This window comes from Pseudomonas sp. LBUM1664, from assembly GCF_059695895.1.
Genome location: NZ_CP166791.1, coordinates 5,527,039 through 5,544,539, shown reverse-complemented (window position 1 = coordinate 5,544,539; position 17,501 = coordinate 5,527,039). Strand labels below are relative to the sequence as shown.

General features: G+C 59.5%; 14 protein-coding genes and 1 pseudogene. 9 read left to right on the top strand and 6 right to left on the bottom strand.

The window, feature by feature from the left end; translation table 11 throughout:
* Positions 1-6: 6 nt before the first annotated feature.
* From ACA047_RS25880 to ACA047_RS25860, 5 genes are all read left to right on the top strand, one after another.
* Positions 7-1,356: a GntT/GntP/DsdX family permease gene (locus ACA047_RS25880; RefSeq protein WP_497354247.1), complete on the top strand. Its 1,350-nt coding sequence runs from the start codon at positions 7-9 to the stop codon at positions 1,354-1,356.
* A 27-nt stretch (positions 1,357-1,383) separates the two neighbouring features.
* Positions 1,384-2,244 carry a MurR/RpiR family transcriptional regulator gene (locus ACA047_RS25875; protein WP_497354245.1) on the top strand — a complete coding sequence of 287 codons (861 nt, stop codon included), beginning with the start codon at positions 1,384-1,386 and terminating at the stop codon, positions 2,242-2,244.
* Between the two features lies 1 nt (position 2,245).
* Positions 2,246-3,718, top strand: coding sequence for an N-acyl-D-amino-acid deacylase family protein (locus tag ACA047_RS25870; RefSeq protein WP_497354243.1), 1,473 nt, complete (start codon positions 2,246-2,248; stop codon positions 3,716-3,718).
* A 136-nt stretch (positions 3,719-3,854) separates the two neighbouring features.
* Positions 3,855-4,223, top strand: a complete 369-nt coding sequence (locus tag ACA047_RS25865) for a glyoxalase superfamily protein (RefSeq protein ID WP_497354241.1) — start codon at positions 3,855-3,857, stop codon at positions 4,221-4,223.
* An 81-nt stretch (positions 4,224-4,304) separates the two neighbouring features.
* Positions 4,305-4,697: a FitA-like ribbon-helix-helix domain-containing protein gene (locus ACA047_RS25860; protein WP_497354239.1), complete on the top strand. Its 393-nt coding sequence runs from the start codon at positions 4,305-4,307 to the stop codon at positions 4,695-4,697.
* 67 nt (positions 4,698-4,764) lie between these two features.
* Here ACA047_RS25860 and ACA047_RS25855 read toward each other — a convergent pair whose 3' ends face one another.
* The 3 genes and pseudogenes from ACA047_RS25855 to ACA047_RS25845 form a co-directional block, all read right to left on the bottom strand.
* On the bottom strand, positions 4,765-6,081 hold the full coding sequence (locus tag ACA047_RS25855; RefSeq protein WP_497354237.1) for a Tc toxin subunit A: 1,317 nt from the start codon (positions 6,079-6,081) through the stop codon (positions 4,765-4,767).
* A gap of 65 nt (positions 6,082-6,146) precedes the next feature.
* A complete protein-coding gene (locus ACA047_RS25850; RefSeq protein ID WP_497360552.1) occupies positions 6,147-7,010 on the bottom strand; it encodes a methyl-accepting chemotaxis protein in 864 nt (287 codons plus the stop codon).
* Positions 7,005-7,931 (bottom strand): annotated as a pseudogene (locus tag ACA047_RS25845) (methyl-accepting chemotaxis protein); the annotation flags it as partial. The pseudogene ACA047_RS25845 and the gene ACA047_RS25850, both read right to left, overlap by 6 nt.
* A gap of 395 nt (positions 7,932-8,326) precedes the next feature.
* Here ACA047_RS25845 and pmrG point away from each other — a divergent pair.
* Together pmrG and ACA047_RS25835 are read left to right on the top strand one after the other, a co-directional pair.
* Positions 8,327-8,998, top strand: coding sequence for a lipopolysaccharide core heptose(II)-phosphate phosphatase PmrG (gene pmrG, locus ACA047_RS25840; RefSeq protein ID WP_497354235.1), 672 nt, complete (start codon positions 8,327-8,329; stop codon positions 8,996-8,998).
* A 24-nt stretch (positions 8,999-9,022) separates the two neighbouring features.
* Positions 9,023-9,862, top strand: a complete 840-nt coding sequence (locus ACA047_RS25835; RefSeq protein ID WP_497354233.1) for a phosphatase PAP2 family protein — start codon at positions 9,023-9,025, stop codon at positions 9,860-9,862.
* 168 nt (positions 9,863-10,030) lie between these two features.
* Here ACA047_RS25835 and ACA047_RS25830 read toward each other — a convergent pair whose 3' ends face one another.
* The 3 genes from ACA047_RS25830 to ACA047_RS25820 all read right to left on the bottom strand — a co-directional run bounded on the left by ACA047_RS25830 (position 10,031) and on the right by ACA047_RS25820 (position 12,474).
* Positions 10,031-10,537, bottom strand: coding sequence for a YniB family protein (locus ACA047_RS25830; protein WP_497360550.1), 507 nt, complete (start codon positions 10,535-10,537; stop codon positions 10,031-10,033).
* A gap of 162 nt (positions 10,538-10,699) precedes the next feature.
* Positions 10,700-11,653, bottom strand: a complete 954-nt coding sequence (locus ACA047_RS25825) for an OmpA family protein (protein WP_497354231.1) — start codon at positions 11,651-11,653, stop codon at positions 10,700-10,702.
* The gene (locus ACA047_RS25820) at positions 11,650-12,474 is read right to left on the bottom strand and encodes a motility protein A (RefSeq protein ID WP_497354229.1); all 825 of its coding nucleotides are present in this window, start codon (positions 12,472-12,474) and stop codon (positions 11,650-11,652) included. The genes ACA047_RS25825 and ACA047_RS25820 overlap by 4 nt, the downstream gene beginning before the upstream one ends.
* Before the next feature lie 317 nt (positions 12,475-12,791).
* Here ACA047_RS25820 and ACA047_RS25815 point away from each other — a divergent pair, with 317 nt between their 5' ends.
* Both ACA047_RS25815 and ACA047_RS25810 read left to right on the top strand, forming a co-directional pair.
* Positions 12,792-13,844 carry a flagellin N-terminal helical domain-containing protein gene (locus ACA047_RS25815; protein ID WP_497354227.1) on the top strand — a complete coding sequence of 351 codons (1,053 nt, stop codon included), beginning with the start codon at positions 12,792-12,794 and terminating at the stop codon, positions 13,842-13,844.
* A gap of 183 nt (positions 13,845-14,027) precedes the next feature.
* The gene (locus ACA047_RS25810) at positions 14,028-17,477 is read left to right on the top strand and encodes an O-linked N-acetylglucosamine transferase, SPINDLY family protein (protein WP_497354225.1); all 3,450 of its coding nucleotides are present in this window, start codon (positions 14,028-14,030) and stop codon (positions 17,475-17,477) included.
* Positions 17,478-17,501 lie beyond the last annotated feature (24 nt).

Sequence of the window (17,501 nt, the reverse complement as noted above, 5' to 3'; positions counted from 1 at the left end):
TAACGCATGGCACCTGAATTCGGTTATTGGCTATTGGTCTACGCGGCCATCGCTATCATCGCGCTGATCGTCCTGATTGCCCGTTACCGGCTTAATCCGTTCATTGTGATTACGCTGGTGTCCATCGGCCTGGCGCTGCTGGCCGGGATGCCGCCCTCGGGTGTGGTGGGCGCGTACGAAGCCGGTGTGGGCAAGACGCTGGGACACATCGCGCTGGTGGTGGCATTGGGCACGATGCTCGGCAAGATGATGGCCGAGTCCGGCGGGGCAGAGCGGATGGCGCAGACGCTGATCGAACGTTTCGGCGAGCGCAACGCCCATTGGGCGATGGTGTGCATTGCCTTTCTGGTCGGGCTGCCATTGTTTTTCGAGGTCGGTTTTGTGCTGCTGGTACCCATCGCTTTCACCATCGCCCGCCGTGTGGGCGTGTCGATCCTGATGGTGGGCCTGCCGATGGTCGCCGGGCTCTCGGTGGTCCATGCCCTGGTGCCGCCGCATCCGGCGGCGATGCTGGCCGTGCAGGCGTTTCAGGCATCGGTGGGGCAGACCTTGCTGTACGCGATCCTGATCGGCATCCCCACCGCGATCATCGCAGGTCCCCTGTACGCCAAATTCATCGTGCCACGCATCCAGCTACCGGCCGAGAACCCGCTGGAGCGGCAATTCCTTGACCGCGAGCCCCGCGCCAAGCTGCCGGGTTTCGGCGTGACCCTGGGGACGATCCTGCTGCCGGTGGTGCTGATGCTGATCGGTGGTTGGGCCAACCTGATCTCCACGCCGGGCAGCGGTTTCAACCAGTTCCTGCTGTTCATCGGCAACTCGGTGATCGCCTTGCTGCTGGCGACCATTCTGAGCTTCTGGACCCTCGGCCTGGCCCAGGGCTTCAACCGTGAGTCGATTCTCAAGTTCACCAATGAATGCCTGGCACCGACGGCCAGCATCACGTTACTGGTGGGCGCCGGCGGCGGTTTGAACCGGATTCTGGTGGACGCCGGGGTCACTCAACAAATCGTGGGCCTGGCCCAGGAGTTCCAGCTGTCGCCGCTGGTAATGGGCTGGCTGTTCGCCGCACTGATGCGCGTCGCCACCGGCTCGGCCACGGTGGCGATGACCACCGCCTCGGGCATCGTAGCGCCCGTGGCGATCGGCTTGGGCTATCCCCATCCCGAACTGCTGGTGCTGGCGACCGGTGCCGGGTCGGTTATCTTTTCCCACGTTAACGACGGCGGCTTCTGGCTGATCAAGGAATACTTCAATATGACCGTCACGCAAACTTTCAAGACCTGGACGGTGCTCGAAACGTTGATCTCGCTGGTCGCGTTCGGCCTGACGCTCGGGCTTGCGCGCGTGCTTTAGTCGCAGCCCTACAACACAGGTGCCGTCATGGACATTCTCTACCAGATCCGCTCCCGTCAGGACTCCTTCAGCGCCGGCGAAGGAAGAATCGCCCGTCTGATGCTCGACGACGTAGGATTTGCCGCCTCCGCCAGCCTGGATGAACTGGCCCAGCGGGCCGAAGTCAGCAGCGCCACACTGTCGCGTTTCGCCCGTACCGTCGGTTGCCGCGACCTGCGGGATTTGCGCCTGCAACTGGCCCAGGCCAGCGGTGTCGGCAGCCGTTTTCTCGACCCGGCCGGGGCGCCCGAACAATCGGCGTTTTATGGGCAGATTGTCGGCGATATCGAGTCGACCCTGCGCCAGCATCTGGCGGCGTTCGAAGAATCGCGGTTCGCCGATGCCGTGCGGATGCTTGGCAAGGCGCGGATGATCCATGCATTCGGGCTCGGTGGCTGGTCGGCGCTGTGCGGCGAAGAGTTGCAGGTGCGGCTGGTGCGTTTCGGCTACTCGATTGCCGCGTGCCGCGACCCGGTGATGATGCGCATCACCGCCACTTCGCTGAGCGACGAACATCTGGTCATCGCTTGCTCACTCACCGGCATCACCCCGGAACTGCTGGGCGCAGTCGAGCTGGCTCGCAGTTATGGCGCGGCAATCCTGGCCATCACCCGCGCCGACTCGCCGCTGGCCCGATTGGCCGACGTAGTGCTGCCGCTGCAAGGCGCCGAAACCTCGTTCATCTACAAACCCACGGCGGCGCGCTACGGCATGTTGCTGGCTATCGATGTGCTCGCCACCGAGCTCGCGCTGGCCCACCCCGAAGACAATCAAGAGCGCCTGCGGCGAGTCAAGCTCGCCTTGGACGATTACCGCGGCGGCGACGATCACTTGCCGCTGGGAGACTGACATGCTGTACGACACGCTTATGCGCAACGCGCTGGTCATCGATGGCAGCGACACCCCCGGTTACAGCGCCGACGTGGCAATTCGCGCCGGTCGCATCGAACGCATCGGAGACCTGGGCGATGCCCGGGCGCTTGAAGAGATCGACGCCGGCGGTCGCGTGCTGGCGCCGGGATTCATCGATGTGCACACCCACGACGACACGGTGGTCATCCGCCAGCCGCAGATGCTGCCCAAGCTCAGCCAGGGTGTGACCACGGTCATTGTCGGCAATTGCGGTATCAGTGCCGCGCCAGTCAGCCTGCGGGGCGATCCGCCGGACCCGATGAACCTGCTCGGCACGGCTCAGGCGTTCGCCTACCCAAGCTTTGGCGATTATCGTGCGGCGGTGGAGGCGGCCACGCCAGCGGTCAACGTGGCCGCGCTGGTGGGCCACACGGCACTGCGCAGCAACCACATGGACGATTTGTTGCGCACGGCCAGTGTGGGAGAAATCGCCGCCATGCGTCAGCAACTGCGCGAAAGCCTGGAGGCCGGCGCGCTTGGGTTGTCCACCGGCCTGGCTTATGCCAACGCGTTTTCGGCGTCCACCGACGAAGTCATGCAACTGACCGAAGAGTTGAGCGCATTCGGCGCGGTCTACACCACCCATCTGCGCAGCGAATTCGAACCGGTGCTCGAGGCCATGGAGGAGGCGTTCCAGATTGGCCGTCACGCAAAAAGCCCGGTGATCATTTCCCACCTCAAATGTGCGGGCGCCGGTAATTGGGGGCGTAGTCCACAAGTGCTCGCAGCGCTGGAAAACGCCGCAAAAAACCACCCTGTTGGCTGCGACTGCTATCCCTATGCGGCGAGCTCCTCGACGCTGGATCTCAAGCAAGTGACCGATGCCCATCGCATCACCATCACCTGGTCGACACCCCATCCGCCAATGGGCGGTCGAGACCTGGCAGACATCGCCGCCGAATGGAACGTGTCGCTGCTGGAGGCGGCGCGTCGCTTGCAGCCGGCCGGTGCGGTGTACTACGGCATGGACGAAGGCGACGTACGACGGATCCTCGCCCACCCGTTGTCCATGGTTGGCTCCGACGGTTTGCCGGAAGACCCGTTTCCGCATCCGCGTTTGTGGGGCGCTTTCCCACGGGTACTGGGGCATTTCAGTCGCGACCTCGGGCTTTTTCCGTTGCACACCGCCGTGCATAAAATGACTGGCCTGTCGGCGGCGCGCTTTGGGCTGAAGGAACGTGGTGAAATTCGTGAAGGACATTGGGCAGACCTGGTGCTGTTCAATCCCCGGACCATTCGCGACGTCGCCGATTTCATCGAGCCGCAACGGGCCGCCGAAGGCATTGATGGGGTGTGGGTCAACGGCGTGCTGAGCTATCGCGATGGTCAGGTAAACGGGCGCAGGGAGGGGCGGTTCCTTGCGCGGGAAGGGGATCTGCGCCTTGGATTCAGTCCGTCACATGGCGTGTGAGAGGCGTGAAAAAGCGTGGAATTATTTTGATCTGCGCCTCATTGGTGGCATCGCGATATTAAAGAAGCCGGAGCTAAAGCCGAAGCACTGGGGGTCAACCCGTCTAAACTGGGTCTTTTCAGTCAGGGAGCAACCCATGAGCTTCGGTAAAACCACCCCGATCCTGCGGATTTTTGATGAAGCCAAGGCGTTGTCGTTCTATGTCGACTTCCTGGGTTTTACCGTTGACTGGCAACATCGCTTCGGCGACGACTTCCCGCTGTACCTGCAAGTCTCTCTCGGCGAATGCGTGCTGCATCTGTCCGAGCACCATGGCGACTGCACGCCGGGCTCGGCGCTGCGGGTTGAGACCGATGAACTGGAAGCGTTCCAACGGCAGTTGCTGGCCAAGCAATACCGCTACGCTCGCCCCCAGATCCAGGCAATGCCCTGGGGGAGCCAGGACATGACGGTGGTTGATCCGTTTGGGAATCGGTTGGTGTTTACCAATGGGATTAATGTCTGAACCGTTTGGCAACTCCCAGAATCCTGAGGACGCAAGGTGTGTTAGCCGCAATCAATGATTTCATTGATTGCAGGAGGCATCATGGCCAGCATCACCATTCGAAACCTTGACGACCAGATCAAAGAGCAACTGCGGATAGCCGCTGCTCATAATGGGCATTCGATGGAAGAAGAGGCTCGCTTGATCTTGGGGAAAGCATTGGCCTCTGTTAATCAAACAGGAAGCCTTGGCAGCCGGATCCGCAATAGGTTCAGCGCAAGCGGTGGGGTTGAGCTCGATCTGCTTTTGCGGCAAGAGAAGGCGACGGCGGTGGCGAACTGCGAAGCAAGGGGACGGTCGGTGTCGATGGCTGACGCGCAGATAGCCGCTAGTTGCCGAGCCCACGGCGCTTCGATTTCGACTCGAAATGTTCGGGATTTTGAGTTTTCCGGGGTCGAGGTGATCAATCCCTGGCAGGCCGAGTGGCGGGTTTGATCTGATCGCTCACGCGTAATATTCAGGTCATGCCCTGGGGCCCAGGGCATAGCCGTCAATGCTCGATTCATATACCCGATATGAACCGATCAAGGTTTGCGTCAGGGCTGTTGGTTGAGGTTCGAGGGCTGTAGGTGCCTTGCGCCAGCAGTTGCTCAACTTGTTCTGTCGTCAGACCGGTGCGTTGCTTGAAGAACTCGAGATCATGCAGGCGATCGACGTTTTTAGTGCCATAGGCTTTTTTCAGGACGCTGAGATCAGAATCTGACCCGAGCAATAGTTTCTGTTGTTCTGGACTGAGCCCGGACAGCAGCTTTTGAGCCTCGATATGGGATTGCGAAACGCGTCCGTAAGTTGATTGATCTTGTGAAAACGGCAGTGCCAGGCGCACCCGATAATTCAACTCGCCCAGCGCGGGTTTGTTTGCGCCCAGCCCAAGCAAGCACTGGTGATGATGCAGATCGTAGGGTAGTGAGAAGGGATAGTGTTTGCTGGCCAATGCCTGGTGGACGGTCGGATCGGTGGTTGGGTGAGCCTCGATATGGCTGCGCAAGGTATTGTTGACGATACTGAGCATCGGCTGCACCGCGAAGGCACTTTGTTGATCGCGCATCAGATCCCTGAGGTCCGGTCGGCGTTTCTCCAAGGTGATTTTGTCGGTTGACGGGGACACGTTTTCCAGCTGCCCGGCAAACAGAAACAGCGCCCGCAAATAGGCCACGGGCGAGTCGATTGCGGCGATGTCACCTTCTTTGCAGAACTGATCCCAATTCTCCTTGAACACCGCTTGATAGCTGATGGGCGCCGCGTCCGAACCCAGGCTGCGCCGCACGCGTTGCGTGGCATCGTTGGGGGATATCTGATGTTCCTGATACAGGCGACCGACCTGCTGGGCATAGTTCGCGGCGTTGTCGTAGGCCTGCCCGGCGTCCACGTCGCAATGCTTGCCAAGTTCAAGGGCGAACTGCGCCTTGCTCATGCGCATGATGTCGAAGACCGACCTCATTCCCATACGCTGCATGGCGGTGATGAAATCGGCTTTGGGATTGTCCGCGCTGATTGGGGGGGCAATCAGCCTGTGCAACAGTGAGTCGTTGCTTACGTCCATATAGTGTCCATCTCCTGTTCGAACCGGGTGTTCTTGCTCAGGGGAAACCGTACAGGAGCGTGCAGCGAAAGGCGGTAGGACAACGGGGAGGGATTTGTATGAAAGGGCGATGTGTTGCTTGTTTCTGCTTGGCAGGATTTTGATGTAGGGCGTATGCGAGGAGCGGGGGACCTGTATGAGCCCCCACAACGTGTGGATTGTTTGATTTTCGTGGCGAGGGAGCTTGCTCCCGTTGGGCTGCGCAGCAGCCTTTTCTTGTGAGCGCTTCGCACTCAAGTGCGAGCAAGCTCCCTCGCCACGGATTCATTCCCTTAAGCGAATAACGTTACCGGGTTGGCGGTTCAAACCCGGAAGTGACTGACCATCATCTGCAACTGATTGCCCAACCGCGCCAGTTCAACGCTGGACGCAGCGGTTTCTTCGCTGGCGGCGGCGGTCTGTTCAGACACGTCGCGCACGTTGATGATGCTGCGGCTGATTTCCTCTGCCACGGCGCTTTGCTGTTCGGCTGCGGCGGCGATTTGCTGGTTCATCGACTGGATGTTCGACACCGTACGGGTGATGTTTCCCAGTGATACTCCGGCCTTGCGAGTCAGGGCCACGCTGCTGTCGGTGAGGGTGCGGCTGTTGTTCATCACGGCGGCCACTTGCTGGGTGCCGTTTTGCAGGCCGGCCACCAAGCCTTCGATTTCTTCGGTGGATTTCTGCGTGCGCTGGGCCAGGCCACGAACTTCGTCGGCAACGACCGCGAAACCACGACCGGCTTCACCGGCGCGTGCCGCTTCGATAGCTGCGTTGAGTGCCAGCAGGTTGGTTTGCTCGGCCACGGCCTTGATCACGTCCATGACGCTGCCGATCTTGTCGCTTTCCTGTTGCAGCACCGTCATGGCGTCGGTGGATCGAGCCACTTCACTGGCCAGGCGCTCGATCTGGGCGATGGCTTCGCTGACCACCTGGTCGCCGGCACGGGCTTCGCCGTCTGCGGCGGCAGCTGCCTGAGAGGCCTCTTCGGCGTTGCGTGCAACTTCCTGGACCGTGGCGGTCATCTCGTGCATCGCGGTCGCCACCTGATCGGTCTCGACTTTCTGGCTGTTGACCCCGGCGCTGGTCTGCTCGGTCACCGCAGACAGTTCTTCGGCGGCGCTGGCGATCTGGGCCACGCCATTGCGGATACCGCTGATCAGCTCGCGCAGGGTCACGCCCATGCGAGCGATGCCCTGTTGCAGCACGCCCAGTTCATCGCGACGGGTGACGATGACGTTCTGCGACAGGTCGCCACTGGCGATGCGTTCGACTACGGCCAGGGTTTCGCGCAGCGGGCCGGTGATCTGGCGAGTGATAACCACTGCGGCAATGATGCCCACCAGCAACGCCAATAAGGTGCTGACCAGTTGCAGCGTGCGGGCCTGGGCGCTTTCAGCGTCACGGCGATTGAGTTGGATCTGATACAGCTGTTCGCTCAAGGAAACGATGGTCGCGCCCTGATCAGTCATTTCCTTGCGTGCCTGTACGACATCGGCTGTGGCCAGCTTGAAGGCCTGCAAGGCGCTGCGGTATTGGGCCAGGGCGTTTTCCAACTGACGTAGCTCACCTTGCCGGGTGCTGGCGAAATGCATATCCAGCGGTTTGAGCGAAGCGATGGCGGCGTCCAGTTGGGTGACGGCTTTCTGTTCGGTATCGGCGTTGCTGTTGGCGGTGTAGCCGCGCACTTCATAGCGGGCCAGCATGAACGCCTGCTTGGCCTGGGTGATGGCCTGGAACTGTTCGAAGCGCTGGTCGCTCAGGGCCATTTGCTGCACGTCGGTATTGATCGTCTCGAGCAGTCTGTAGGCGATCTCGGCGTTCGCTCCCATGGCATCGCGGGCAGTGTTGCCGGTGCGGTAGGCACTGCGCATTTTGTTCAGGGAAACCTGATAAGCGCCGATGACCGCGCTCTGCTCCTTGAGCAGCTTGACGTTTTCCGGGCTCTTGAAGCTGCTGAGCAGCGCGTTCTGTTGCGCCACGAAGCCATCGAGGGTGGTCTGCACATTTTGCGCTGCGGTCTCGTCGCCGTTGGTCAGCATGTATTGCAGGCGGGTGACCCGGAGTTTGGTCAGGCCGGCGTTGAGCTGGGTGATGTCGCTCATCCAGTTGCTGCGGTCGATCAGCCCGCCCAGGCTGGTCCAACCGGTCAGAGCCAGGACGCAGGTCAGTACCAGTACCAGGCCAAAGCCCAGTCCCAGTTTCATGTTGACGCTAATGTTGCCAAACCAGCTATTCATCAAATTCCTCCAGGAACGTTGTGCTGCTTGATCGTCAGTTGGCTGGAAGATTGTTTTTTTAAGAGCCAGCAAGAAGTTGTAGCAGGGCTATATCGGCCGCCAGGCATGGATCTGAAGATTTTTTTCCAGGCAAAGGTTTTGCAGAATATTCAGGCGCTCGCTCAAGCTTTTTTTCACATCTGTTTCACCGCTTGCCTACGTCGGTCTCTCTACTGTCGCGCCATCGAATGACAGGGTGAATGCCGTCGGGGCGGCTTGATGTGGAATTCAGACTGAGCCTTTTCGGCATGACGCGCTCGATCGATACACGCCGATTTGCCCGTTATCGAAACGCGGTGGTCGTCCTGGTTTCGGCGCTGCTGGTGATCCCGCTGGTCTTCTGGTTACTGAGCCCGGCGGCGGTGCCTGACCTGGCCCATGGCAACATCGCCGGCGCCCGGGCCTTGGCCGATGGCTGGGCCAGGGGCGAGATGATCGTGCTGGTGCGCCACGTTGAACGGTGCGACCACGCCAAGGCCGCCTGCCTGAATGACCGCGAGGGCATCACTGACCGGGCCCGTGCCGTTGCGGTGGGCCTCGGTGCCCGGTTCGAGCAGTTGGGCCTGGACAACGTCGACCTCTACAACAGCCCACTGACCCGCGCCGCCCAGACGGCGGGTTACATGTTTAACAAAGTAAGCGCTGGCGACGATTGGTTGATCAATTGCCGGCATGATCTTCTGCGCAATGCCCTGGCTCACAAGGTCGCCGGGCGCAATCTGATTCTGGTTACCCACAGCGAATGCATGCAAGCACTGGAAACCGCGCTCCAGCACCCGACTTCGGCGTTTGGCTATGGTGCTTCGCTATTCGTCTCCACCGGCCAGCCCCAAGTGCCACGGTTGCTCGGTTTTATCGAAGCGTCTGACTGGCATTCGGTGACGTTTCAGTAACTTTTCCCACGATTAGGACCGCCCATGCTGACGTCTGCTCGTGCCCGCTTCTACGGGCTCAATCTCGGAGTTCCCCTGTTCTGCGCCGCCGTGGTGTTCTTGCTGTTTGACATGACCCGCATCGACATCGCCATCAGCGATTTATTTTACGACCCGTTGCACCAGGTATTCCCGTTGGAACATGTGCGGTTGTTCGAGAAAATCACGCACAAGTGGGCCAGGGTCATTCCGAACTGGACCGGCGAGGCGGCCATCATCGGTGCGCTGCTGTCGTTTGTCTGGCCGATACTCAAGCCTGAGAAGCGTGCTGGATTACTTCGCGTGCTGGAAAAAACCAGGCTGGCGGCGCCGCTACGTTTTGCCCACAAGCACCGTCGTGATTTCCTTTATGTGGTCTTCGCATTTTCCCTCAGCACGGGCGTCATCCATTACCTCAAGGGGCACACCAGCGTGTACTGCCCGGTGGAAACCACCCAATACGCCGGCAAGATCGAGCACAAGGAATGGTTCCAGAATTTCAACCTGTTGAAAGTCGCCGGTGACGGCCGCTGCTGGCCCGGCGGCCATGCTTCCGGCGGTTTCACAATGCTGGCGCTGTATTTCGTCGCTCGCCGCTACCGCTGGCGTTATTCGAAAGCCTTGATGTACGGAGCGCTGGCCTTGGGGTTTGTCTATGGCACGACGCGGGTCCTGCAGGGTTGGCACTACATGTCTCACACATTCTGGGCGGGAATTTTTGTCTGGTTGACTTGTTGGCTGATGGCGTTGGTGTTCTATGGACGAGTGGCCTTGGAGCAACCTCTGTTGAAGAGACATCAAACAACGGTGGCGCCAGCGTTGGGTAACGCTCCATCGCCAGGGTAAATCCCAGGCAAAAAAAAGCCCGCGGGAGGGCGGGCTAAAACCTTAGTTTCTTGAATGAGCGAGGGGACTTTACCCCGTTGCGCGAGGCGATGGGGTGAAGAAAAGTTCATGAGAAACAGCTTCATGCGACCGTAACCGTTTTGACGGGCACATCGGGGCGCGTCGAAGCTAGACGCCGAAAATGAACTTGAGTATCAGCGCACCCACAATCGTTGTAATCAGCGGGGCAAGGTAAAGCTCATGCCATTGCTTCCAGATGCTGCTGGTAGGGATCTCCAGGGATTGCTCGATCTGCTCTCGGGTGCGCAAACTTGTTCCCGCAATGGATTCCTTGATGAGCTGGTCTTCGATCTCCAGCCTGATCCTGCGAATTCTGGCCTTCAGCGTTGCGCCGGACGAGAAAAGAGCAGCCCCTACGAAAATCCCCAGATAGACGCCAATAAACCCCAGGTTGCTGGGCGAGGCCAGCCAGTACGGGTCGGGAATCGGGGCCAGGTCCCAGAGCCAATGGAGGCCGCTGGTGTGTTCGTAACAGAAATAGACGAGCCGCTTGAGCTGATAAGTGATCGCATTGCCCAAGGAACTGCCGTCGTCCATTTTTGAAGCGAACATCAGCAGTGTAGAAATTACCGTACTGATAAGGCTGAGGATCCCGATCCCCGCCCCCAGCAGCATCTTCAACGAGGCTTTCTTCTGAGCTTCCCTTATGTTCATACCTGTTTCTTCCCTAAATTGTCGGCGTTGCGCCTGCGATGGCAGCAGGTTGTTCCGTTGCCAAAAAAGCCATGCACTCTACCAAACATTCGGCTGCATTTTTATCCGTAGGCAACCCAAGGCTCAGCGTTCCAGAATCAACTCCACCCGACGGTTGCTGGCGCGTCCTTGGGCCGTTGTGTTGTCGCCCAGGGGGCGAGTGTCTGCATAGCCAACGGCGGCAAGACGTTCGCTCTTGATGCCGTTGCTCTGAAGGTAGCGCACGACGCTGCCGGCGCGGGCGCCGGAGAGTTCCCAATTGGAAGGGAAGCGAGAGCTGCGGATGTCTTGTGTGTCGGTGTGGCCGGCGACGATGACTTTGTGTGGGACGCTTTCGAGCACGGGTATCAGGTGTTGCAGGACGCTCAGGCCGCCGAGGCTCAGATCAGACTGGCCGGAGGGGAAGATGATTTCACTGCTGATCCGGAAGCTGACGGTGCTTTCGTTGGTGACAACTTCAATATCACTGCCCAGCTTGTCCAGCGGCAGTTCTTTGAGCAGGTCATCAACGCTGGGTTTATCGGGGGTGGGGGGAGCGGTATTTTGCGCAGCGGCGGGTTCGGGCGCTGGGGCCTCGGTCGTTGCGGCGACGGGTACGGCTGGGGGCAGGGATGCTATGTCAGTCGAGGTGATGGGCTCAGGCGTCGGTTCTGGTTCGGCCGGTGGTTTGGTTTGCGGCACGAGCAGCAACGTTCCCGGCGGATCCAATTGGGTCAGTTTTTTTGCACTGAAAATCTGGCTCAGGCTGAAGTCGGCTTTGCGGGCAGGGTCATGGCCCTTGCCGGCCATGGCCAGCATGGCCATGGTGACCACCAGCAACAGCGTCATCATGTCCAGATAGGTCATCATCCAGGCATCGCTCCCGGTCTCATCCACGGGCGGGATGCTGGCAACCGCCGCCGCTGCGTTTTTACGTTTCAGGCCACGATGATTCTGCCGAGCCTGCATCAGTTCCATTTCAAGGGCTCGATGACGAGCCAGCCAGTGCTGATCGTCGGCCAGCGGGGGCTCTGAGACAGCGCCGTTGGACACCCTCATGTTCGCGGGTCCCACTTGAGAGGCAACAATTTGCGGCTTAGGCGAGGGGGTTCGTCACGCAATTCGTTCTGATGCTGGGCGACGAAGGATTTCAGTGTTTCACGCATCAAGCCCGGGCTGCGCTTATTGGACATCATGGAAATGCCTTGCAGGATCATGTTCATCAGCACCACCCGCTGTTCAGTGCGCCGCTCCAGTTTGACCGCGACGGGTTTGAACACCAGGTTGGCCAGTAGCACACCGTAAAGGGTGGTCATGAGGCCGACGGCCATTTGCCTGCCGATGGTGATCATGTCGCCATCGCCGAGCACGAACATGAGGTTCACCAATCCCACCAGGGTGCCCAGCATGCCGAAGGCCGGGGCGTAGTTGGCCATGACGCGAAACAGCTGCGCCTCGGCCTGTTCTTTGGCGCGCAGCCTTGAAATGCGCCATTGCAGCAGTTCGAGGATGTCGTCTTCCGGTGTTTTGTCGATCACCAACTGTACGCCGGAACGCAAGAAGGGATTTTTTACCTGATCCAGTGCCCCCTCAACGGCTCGCAAGTCACCGTCGACCCACAGACGCGACAGGCTGACCAGTTCATTGATGTCTTCCTGGGTGTATTCGCGCTCGTTGCGGATCACCGTTTTGATGAGGCTGAAGATGCGCAGCACTTCGCTCAGCGGATAGCTGATGAAGGTCGCGGCAAAGGTGCCGACCACCACAATGCCCAGGCTCGGTATATCAATGAACAGGCCCGGTTGTTGCGCACAGAAAACCAGTAGGACGGCCAACAGCAAGAGGCTGGCGAGCATACCAATCAGGGTCGAGGGGTTCATGCGGCACTCCTGAGAACAGCATTCGGCACCTTCGACAGGGCGTTGGTGCGATTAAGGCAGGGAAGCTTTATAGCGTGGCGCGCGCTGTTTCAAATCCGTTAATACAGCCACTTTCCCTGGCGAAATCTGCGCTACGCAACGGGCTGTCGGGTCTGCGGACGCAGGAAAGCGAGTCTGAAATTTTTTTCAGGGCTGCCTAAAGGTGGGTAATCGGATCGCCGATGTTCGCAATGTCTGTACGGCAACGGCGCTGAAAGCAACGGGCGCCGGGTTGTGAATTTGTCATAAGCACCTCCCCCACGAGAAGGAACTGCAAAATGTCAGTTATTAATACCAACATCACCTCGCTGATCGCTCAACAAAACCTGAATACCTCGGAAAACAGTCTGAGTACTTCGATCGAACGCCTGTCGTCCGGTCTGAAAATCAACAGCGCCTCCGATGACGCCGCCGGTCAGGCGATCGCCAACCGTATGACCTCGCAGATCACCGGTCTGGAGCAAGCGAGCAGCAACGCCAGCGACGGGATCTCCCTGGCACAAACCACTGAAGGCGCCCTGGACCAGGTGAACGACAACTTGCAGCGTATTCGTGAGCTGGCCGTTCAAGCTTCCAACGGTACCAACTCCCAGTCCGACGCACAGTCGATCCAGGACGAGATCACCCAGCGTCTGGACGAGATCAACCGTATCTCCGAGCAAACCGCGTTCAACGGCGTCGATGTGCTGGCGTCCGACCAGACCATCACCATCCAGGTGGGTGCGAACGATGGCGAGACCATTGATATCAAACTGAGCGAAATCAACGCCCAAACCCTGGGGTTGGGTGACTTCAACGTTAACGGCTATGACACCACGCTGACCGCTGCAACCCTGTCGGACAGCGCGGGTACCGCGATCACGTCGACCAACACCAGTTATGTCGACAAGTCCGGCACCGCCATCGCCGGTGGTACCTTGTCCACAGACGCCGACGGCGACTACTTCCTGACGGTGGGCGGTAAAACCTATGCGGCCGACGTCACGCTGAAGACCAGTGGCACCACCACCACGGCCAGCATCACCATCGACACGGAAAATGAGGTTATCAAAAAGTCGACAGATACCCTGACCACGCTCGACAGTGCGCTCAATACCGTTGACTCCATGCGTTCGGACCTCGGTGCGGTGCAGAACCGATTCGACTCGGCGATCACCAACATCTCGACCACCACCACCAACCTGACATCCGCCCGTTCGGGTATTCAGGACGTGGACTACGCCACTGAAGTGTCGGCGATGACCAGTGCCCAGATCCTTCAGCAAGCAGGTACTTCGGTATTGGCTCAAGCCAACTCCATGCCTGAGCAAATGCTGACTCTGCTGCAGTAAACCCCTCACATTCGTAGCCTGCGGTACACAGGGGCCAGCGCAAGCTGAGCCCCTTTTTCCGTTGTCTGGCCACGACGCAATACCGCGTAATCGTGGGGCTGCCGTGGGCTTATCCGGGCTTTGCTCGCGCAGGTGCCGCGATAGCATTGAGGGCAGACTCTTCCTTCACAAGGCTGTCTTTTCATGCCCAAACCCCTGCGTGCCCGATCGCACAAAAAACACACCTCAGCGACGTCAAGTCGCGCCGCTGATACGCGAGACCTGACCCAGGCGCGACGGCTTAGCCAGCAGCGCCCGCGTGACCCGCAAGTGTGGAAAGACCTGGGCAATCTGGAGCTCAAAGCCGAGCCTGAACGTGCGCTGGCCAGTTTCGAGCGAGCGCTGAGTCTGCTGCCCGACGATCCACAGACGTTGGAACTGGTGGCCAAGGCGGCGCAAAAACTCGGTCAGGCTGATCGTGCCCAGGAACTTACCCTTAAAGCCCTGGAGATCAACCCCGATTTCTCAGCGGGCCATCATCGTCTGTCCACGCTCCATTTTGAAAAGGGCCAGTTCACCAAAGCCTTGCAGCACATCGAGCAAGCGCTGGATATCTCACCGGATGACTGTCGCATGCTGTCCAGGAAAGGCTTGATCCTCAACCGGCTGGAGCGCTACAGCGAGGCTATCGCCGTGTTCGGCAAACTGATCGAGCGAGAGCCGGGGGATTACAGCCACTGGAACAACGCGGCCAATTTGTACAAGGACATCGGCCAGTTGGCCAAGGCCGATGAGTACTATCAAAAGGCAGTGGCACTGGCCCGGCGCAAGGATGTGTTGCCGTATTCCAATCGCTTGACGTCGCTGCACTACGACCCTGAGCGCAGCCGCGAGTATATCTTCGAGGTCTGCAAGCAATGGCAGTCGCGCTTCGGCCCAAAATCCGTTCCTCCGCGGCCGCAGGTACAGGACCTCGCGCCGAACCGATGCTTGCGCATCGGCCTGGTGTCCGATGGTTTACGCCAGCATCCGGTGGGCAACATGATCGTGGGTGTGCTGGAGAAACTGCCGCGTCATCATTTTCAATTGTTCGCCTACACCACCAGCCAGGTCAGTGATCATCTGACCCGGCGCATTCGCGCCACGGTTCATCAGTGGCTCGCGATCAAGCATATGGATGAGCACGCGCTGGCCCAGCGTATTCGTGACGACGGGATCGATATCCTGATCGACCTGTGTGGTCACAATGCCGGTAACCGCATGGGCGCCATGGCTTTGCAGCCGGCGCCGCTGTTGGTCAAGTGGGTGGGCGGGCTGATCAACACCACAGGGCTGGACGCGATTGACTATCTGCTCAGCGACAGCATCGAGTCGCCTGAGGGCGAGGATGGGTTCTACACCGAAAAGCTCATCCGTCTGCCCGACGATTACATCTGCTATGACCCGCCACCCTACACGCCGGACATCAAGCCGTTGCCGGCGCTGGAGAACGGCTTCATCACGTACGGGTGCTTCAATAATCCGACCAAGATCAATGATGTCTTGCTGGCCCAGTGGGCCGAGTTGATGCAGGCTACGCCGGATTCGCGGTTGCTGCTCAAGGGCGGGGCGTTCGGCAACAGTGAGCTGCGCGAGCATGTGCATGCCTTCATGGCCGCTCAAGGGGTAGCCCGGGAACGTGTGCTTGTCGAAGGGCCGGTCGGCCATAAGTACCTGCTTGAGACTTACAACCGCATTGATATTGCACTGGATCCCTGGCCTTACTCCGGCGGCCTGACCACTTGCGAGGCGTTGTTGATGGGCGTGCCGGTGGTCACTTTGCCCGGGCCGACCTTTGCCGGGCGTCACTCGGCCACACACCTGGTCAATGCCGGTTTACCCGAGTTGGTGGTCAACAGTTGGGAGGAGTACCGTCAGCGGGCTATCGGCCTGGCCGGGGATTTGAAAAGCCTCTCCCGTATTCGCGGCCACCTGCGCGATGTGCTGATGCGTTCGCCGGTCTGTGACAGCCGTCGTTTTGCGAGCCATTTCAGCGCAGCCATGCGGGCGATCTGGCAGCGCTATTGCGAGGGCAAGCCCGCTGCGGCGTTGACGCTGGACAAGGACGGGCACGCCTGGTTTCAGAATGAGCCGGGTGCCATGGACATCCAGCACCCCGTCGCGCCGCTCGAAGAGAAGGGCTTCAGCTTCAAGTTTCAGGGCAAGATCGTCACGCTGGATCACGGTGCAACGCTGGTGGCTTCGGCGCAGTTCGTCGAGTTGCAAAAACTGGGTGCCTTTTCGACGATTGTGTTCGATCCGGCCAGCCGAGTAGACAACGCAAAACAATTGGCGCAACTGGGCGAATTGCATCATTACCCGCATGCAGCGTTGGGCGATGGTCGGGCGGTGACCCTTTATGCCTGCCTTGATCCTGTCATGACGGCTACGTTGGAACCGCTGTCCGCGCCAAGCCCTGACATCAGTCCCAGGGTACTGGCCAAACTTGCGCTGCCTACCTTGAAGCTCGACAGCATCAACGGTTTGCAGTCCGTTGATTGGCTGTTGCTGGACAATTTGAACGACAGCCTGGCTGTGATTGAACACGGACAACGCAGGCTGGCCGATACACTGATGGTACAGGCCCGGATCAATTTCACGCCGACCCACCGCCAGCAACCCGATATGGGGCTTATCAGCAAAAGCCTTGCGCGACTGGGCTTCAGTTTCTATCGATTGAACAGACTTCAGCACACCAGTCATCTGCCCCAGGATGAGAGCAGCGTGCAGCTTCGTGCATCTCATCTTGTCTGTGCCGACGCCTTGTTCCTGCCCGACGCCGCGCGAATGGCGTCACTGTCGGACAACCAGCGTCTGAAACTGGCGTTCATACTGCATACGGTGTACGGCGTCCATGACGTCGCCACGCAACTGATTGCGGCACTCGACAGTGATTTGGCCGAGCAGTATCGCAAGCATTGCCAGGGCTCATCGCCGGCCCACCCGGCCCACCCATCAGGCCCGGTCCAGGCATTTGCTACAGGTCACGATGAACCTCAGCCAAGCGCCGCTCAGGCGCAGATGCAGGAACCCCAGGTGACGTTTCCTGAGGACGTTGCGGTCTATCTCAAAAAAATCTATTCAGAGGCCTCCGTGATTCTGGAGTACGGCAGTGGTGGCTCAACCCTCATTGCCGCCAGGATGCCGGACAAGTCGGTGATTTCGGTAGAAAACGACGCACGTTGGGCCAAGGACATGCAGGCCTGGATCGCCAACGCTGAGCTGCCATCGCGTCCGGTGATTTATCCAGTCGATGTCGGTGAGACTGGGAAGTGGGCGCGGCCGAAGAATGCCCGGGCCTGGAAACGATTCCACACCTATCCGCTGAAGGTCTGGGACGAGTCGTTTTTTCAGGAACCTGATGTGATCCTGATCGATGGACGCTTCCGGATTGCCTGCTTCGTGACCGCCTACCTGCGGGCGAGCAAGCCGATGATCGTGCTGTTCGACGACTACCTCGATCGTCCTCACTATCATGTGGTCGAGCGATTGGTAGCACCGACCGAGTTCGTTGGCCGAATGGCAAGGTTCGACTTGCGTCCCCTCACTGAAGTACCCAGGTCAGAACTGACCTGGTTAGTGGGTAGCTATAACGAGGTGGCTTACGCCGAGTGAGGGGTGTGGTGACGGTGAACGTTC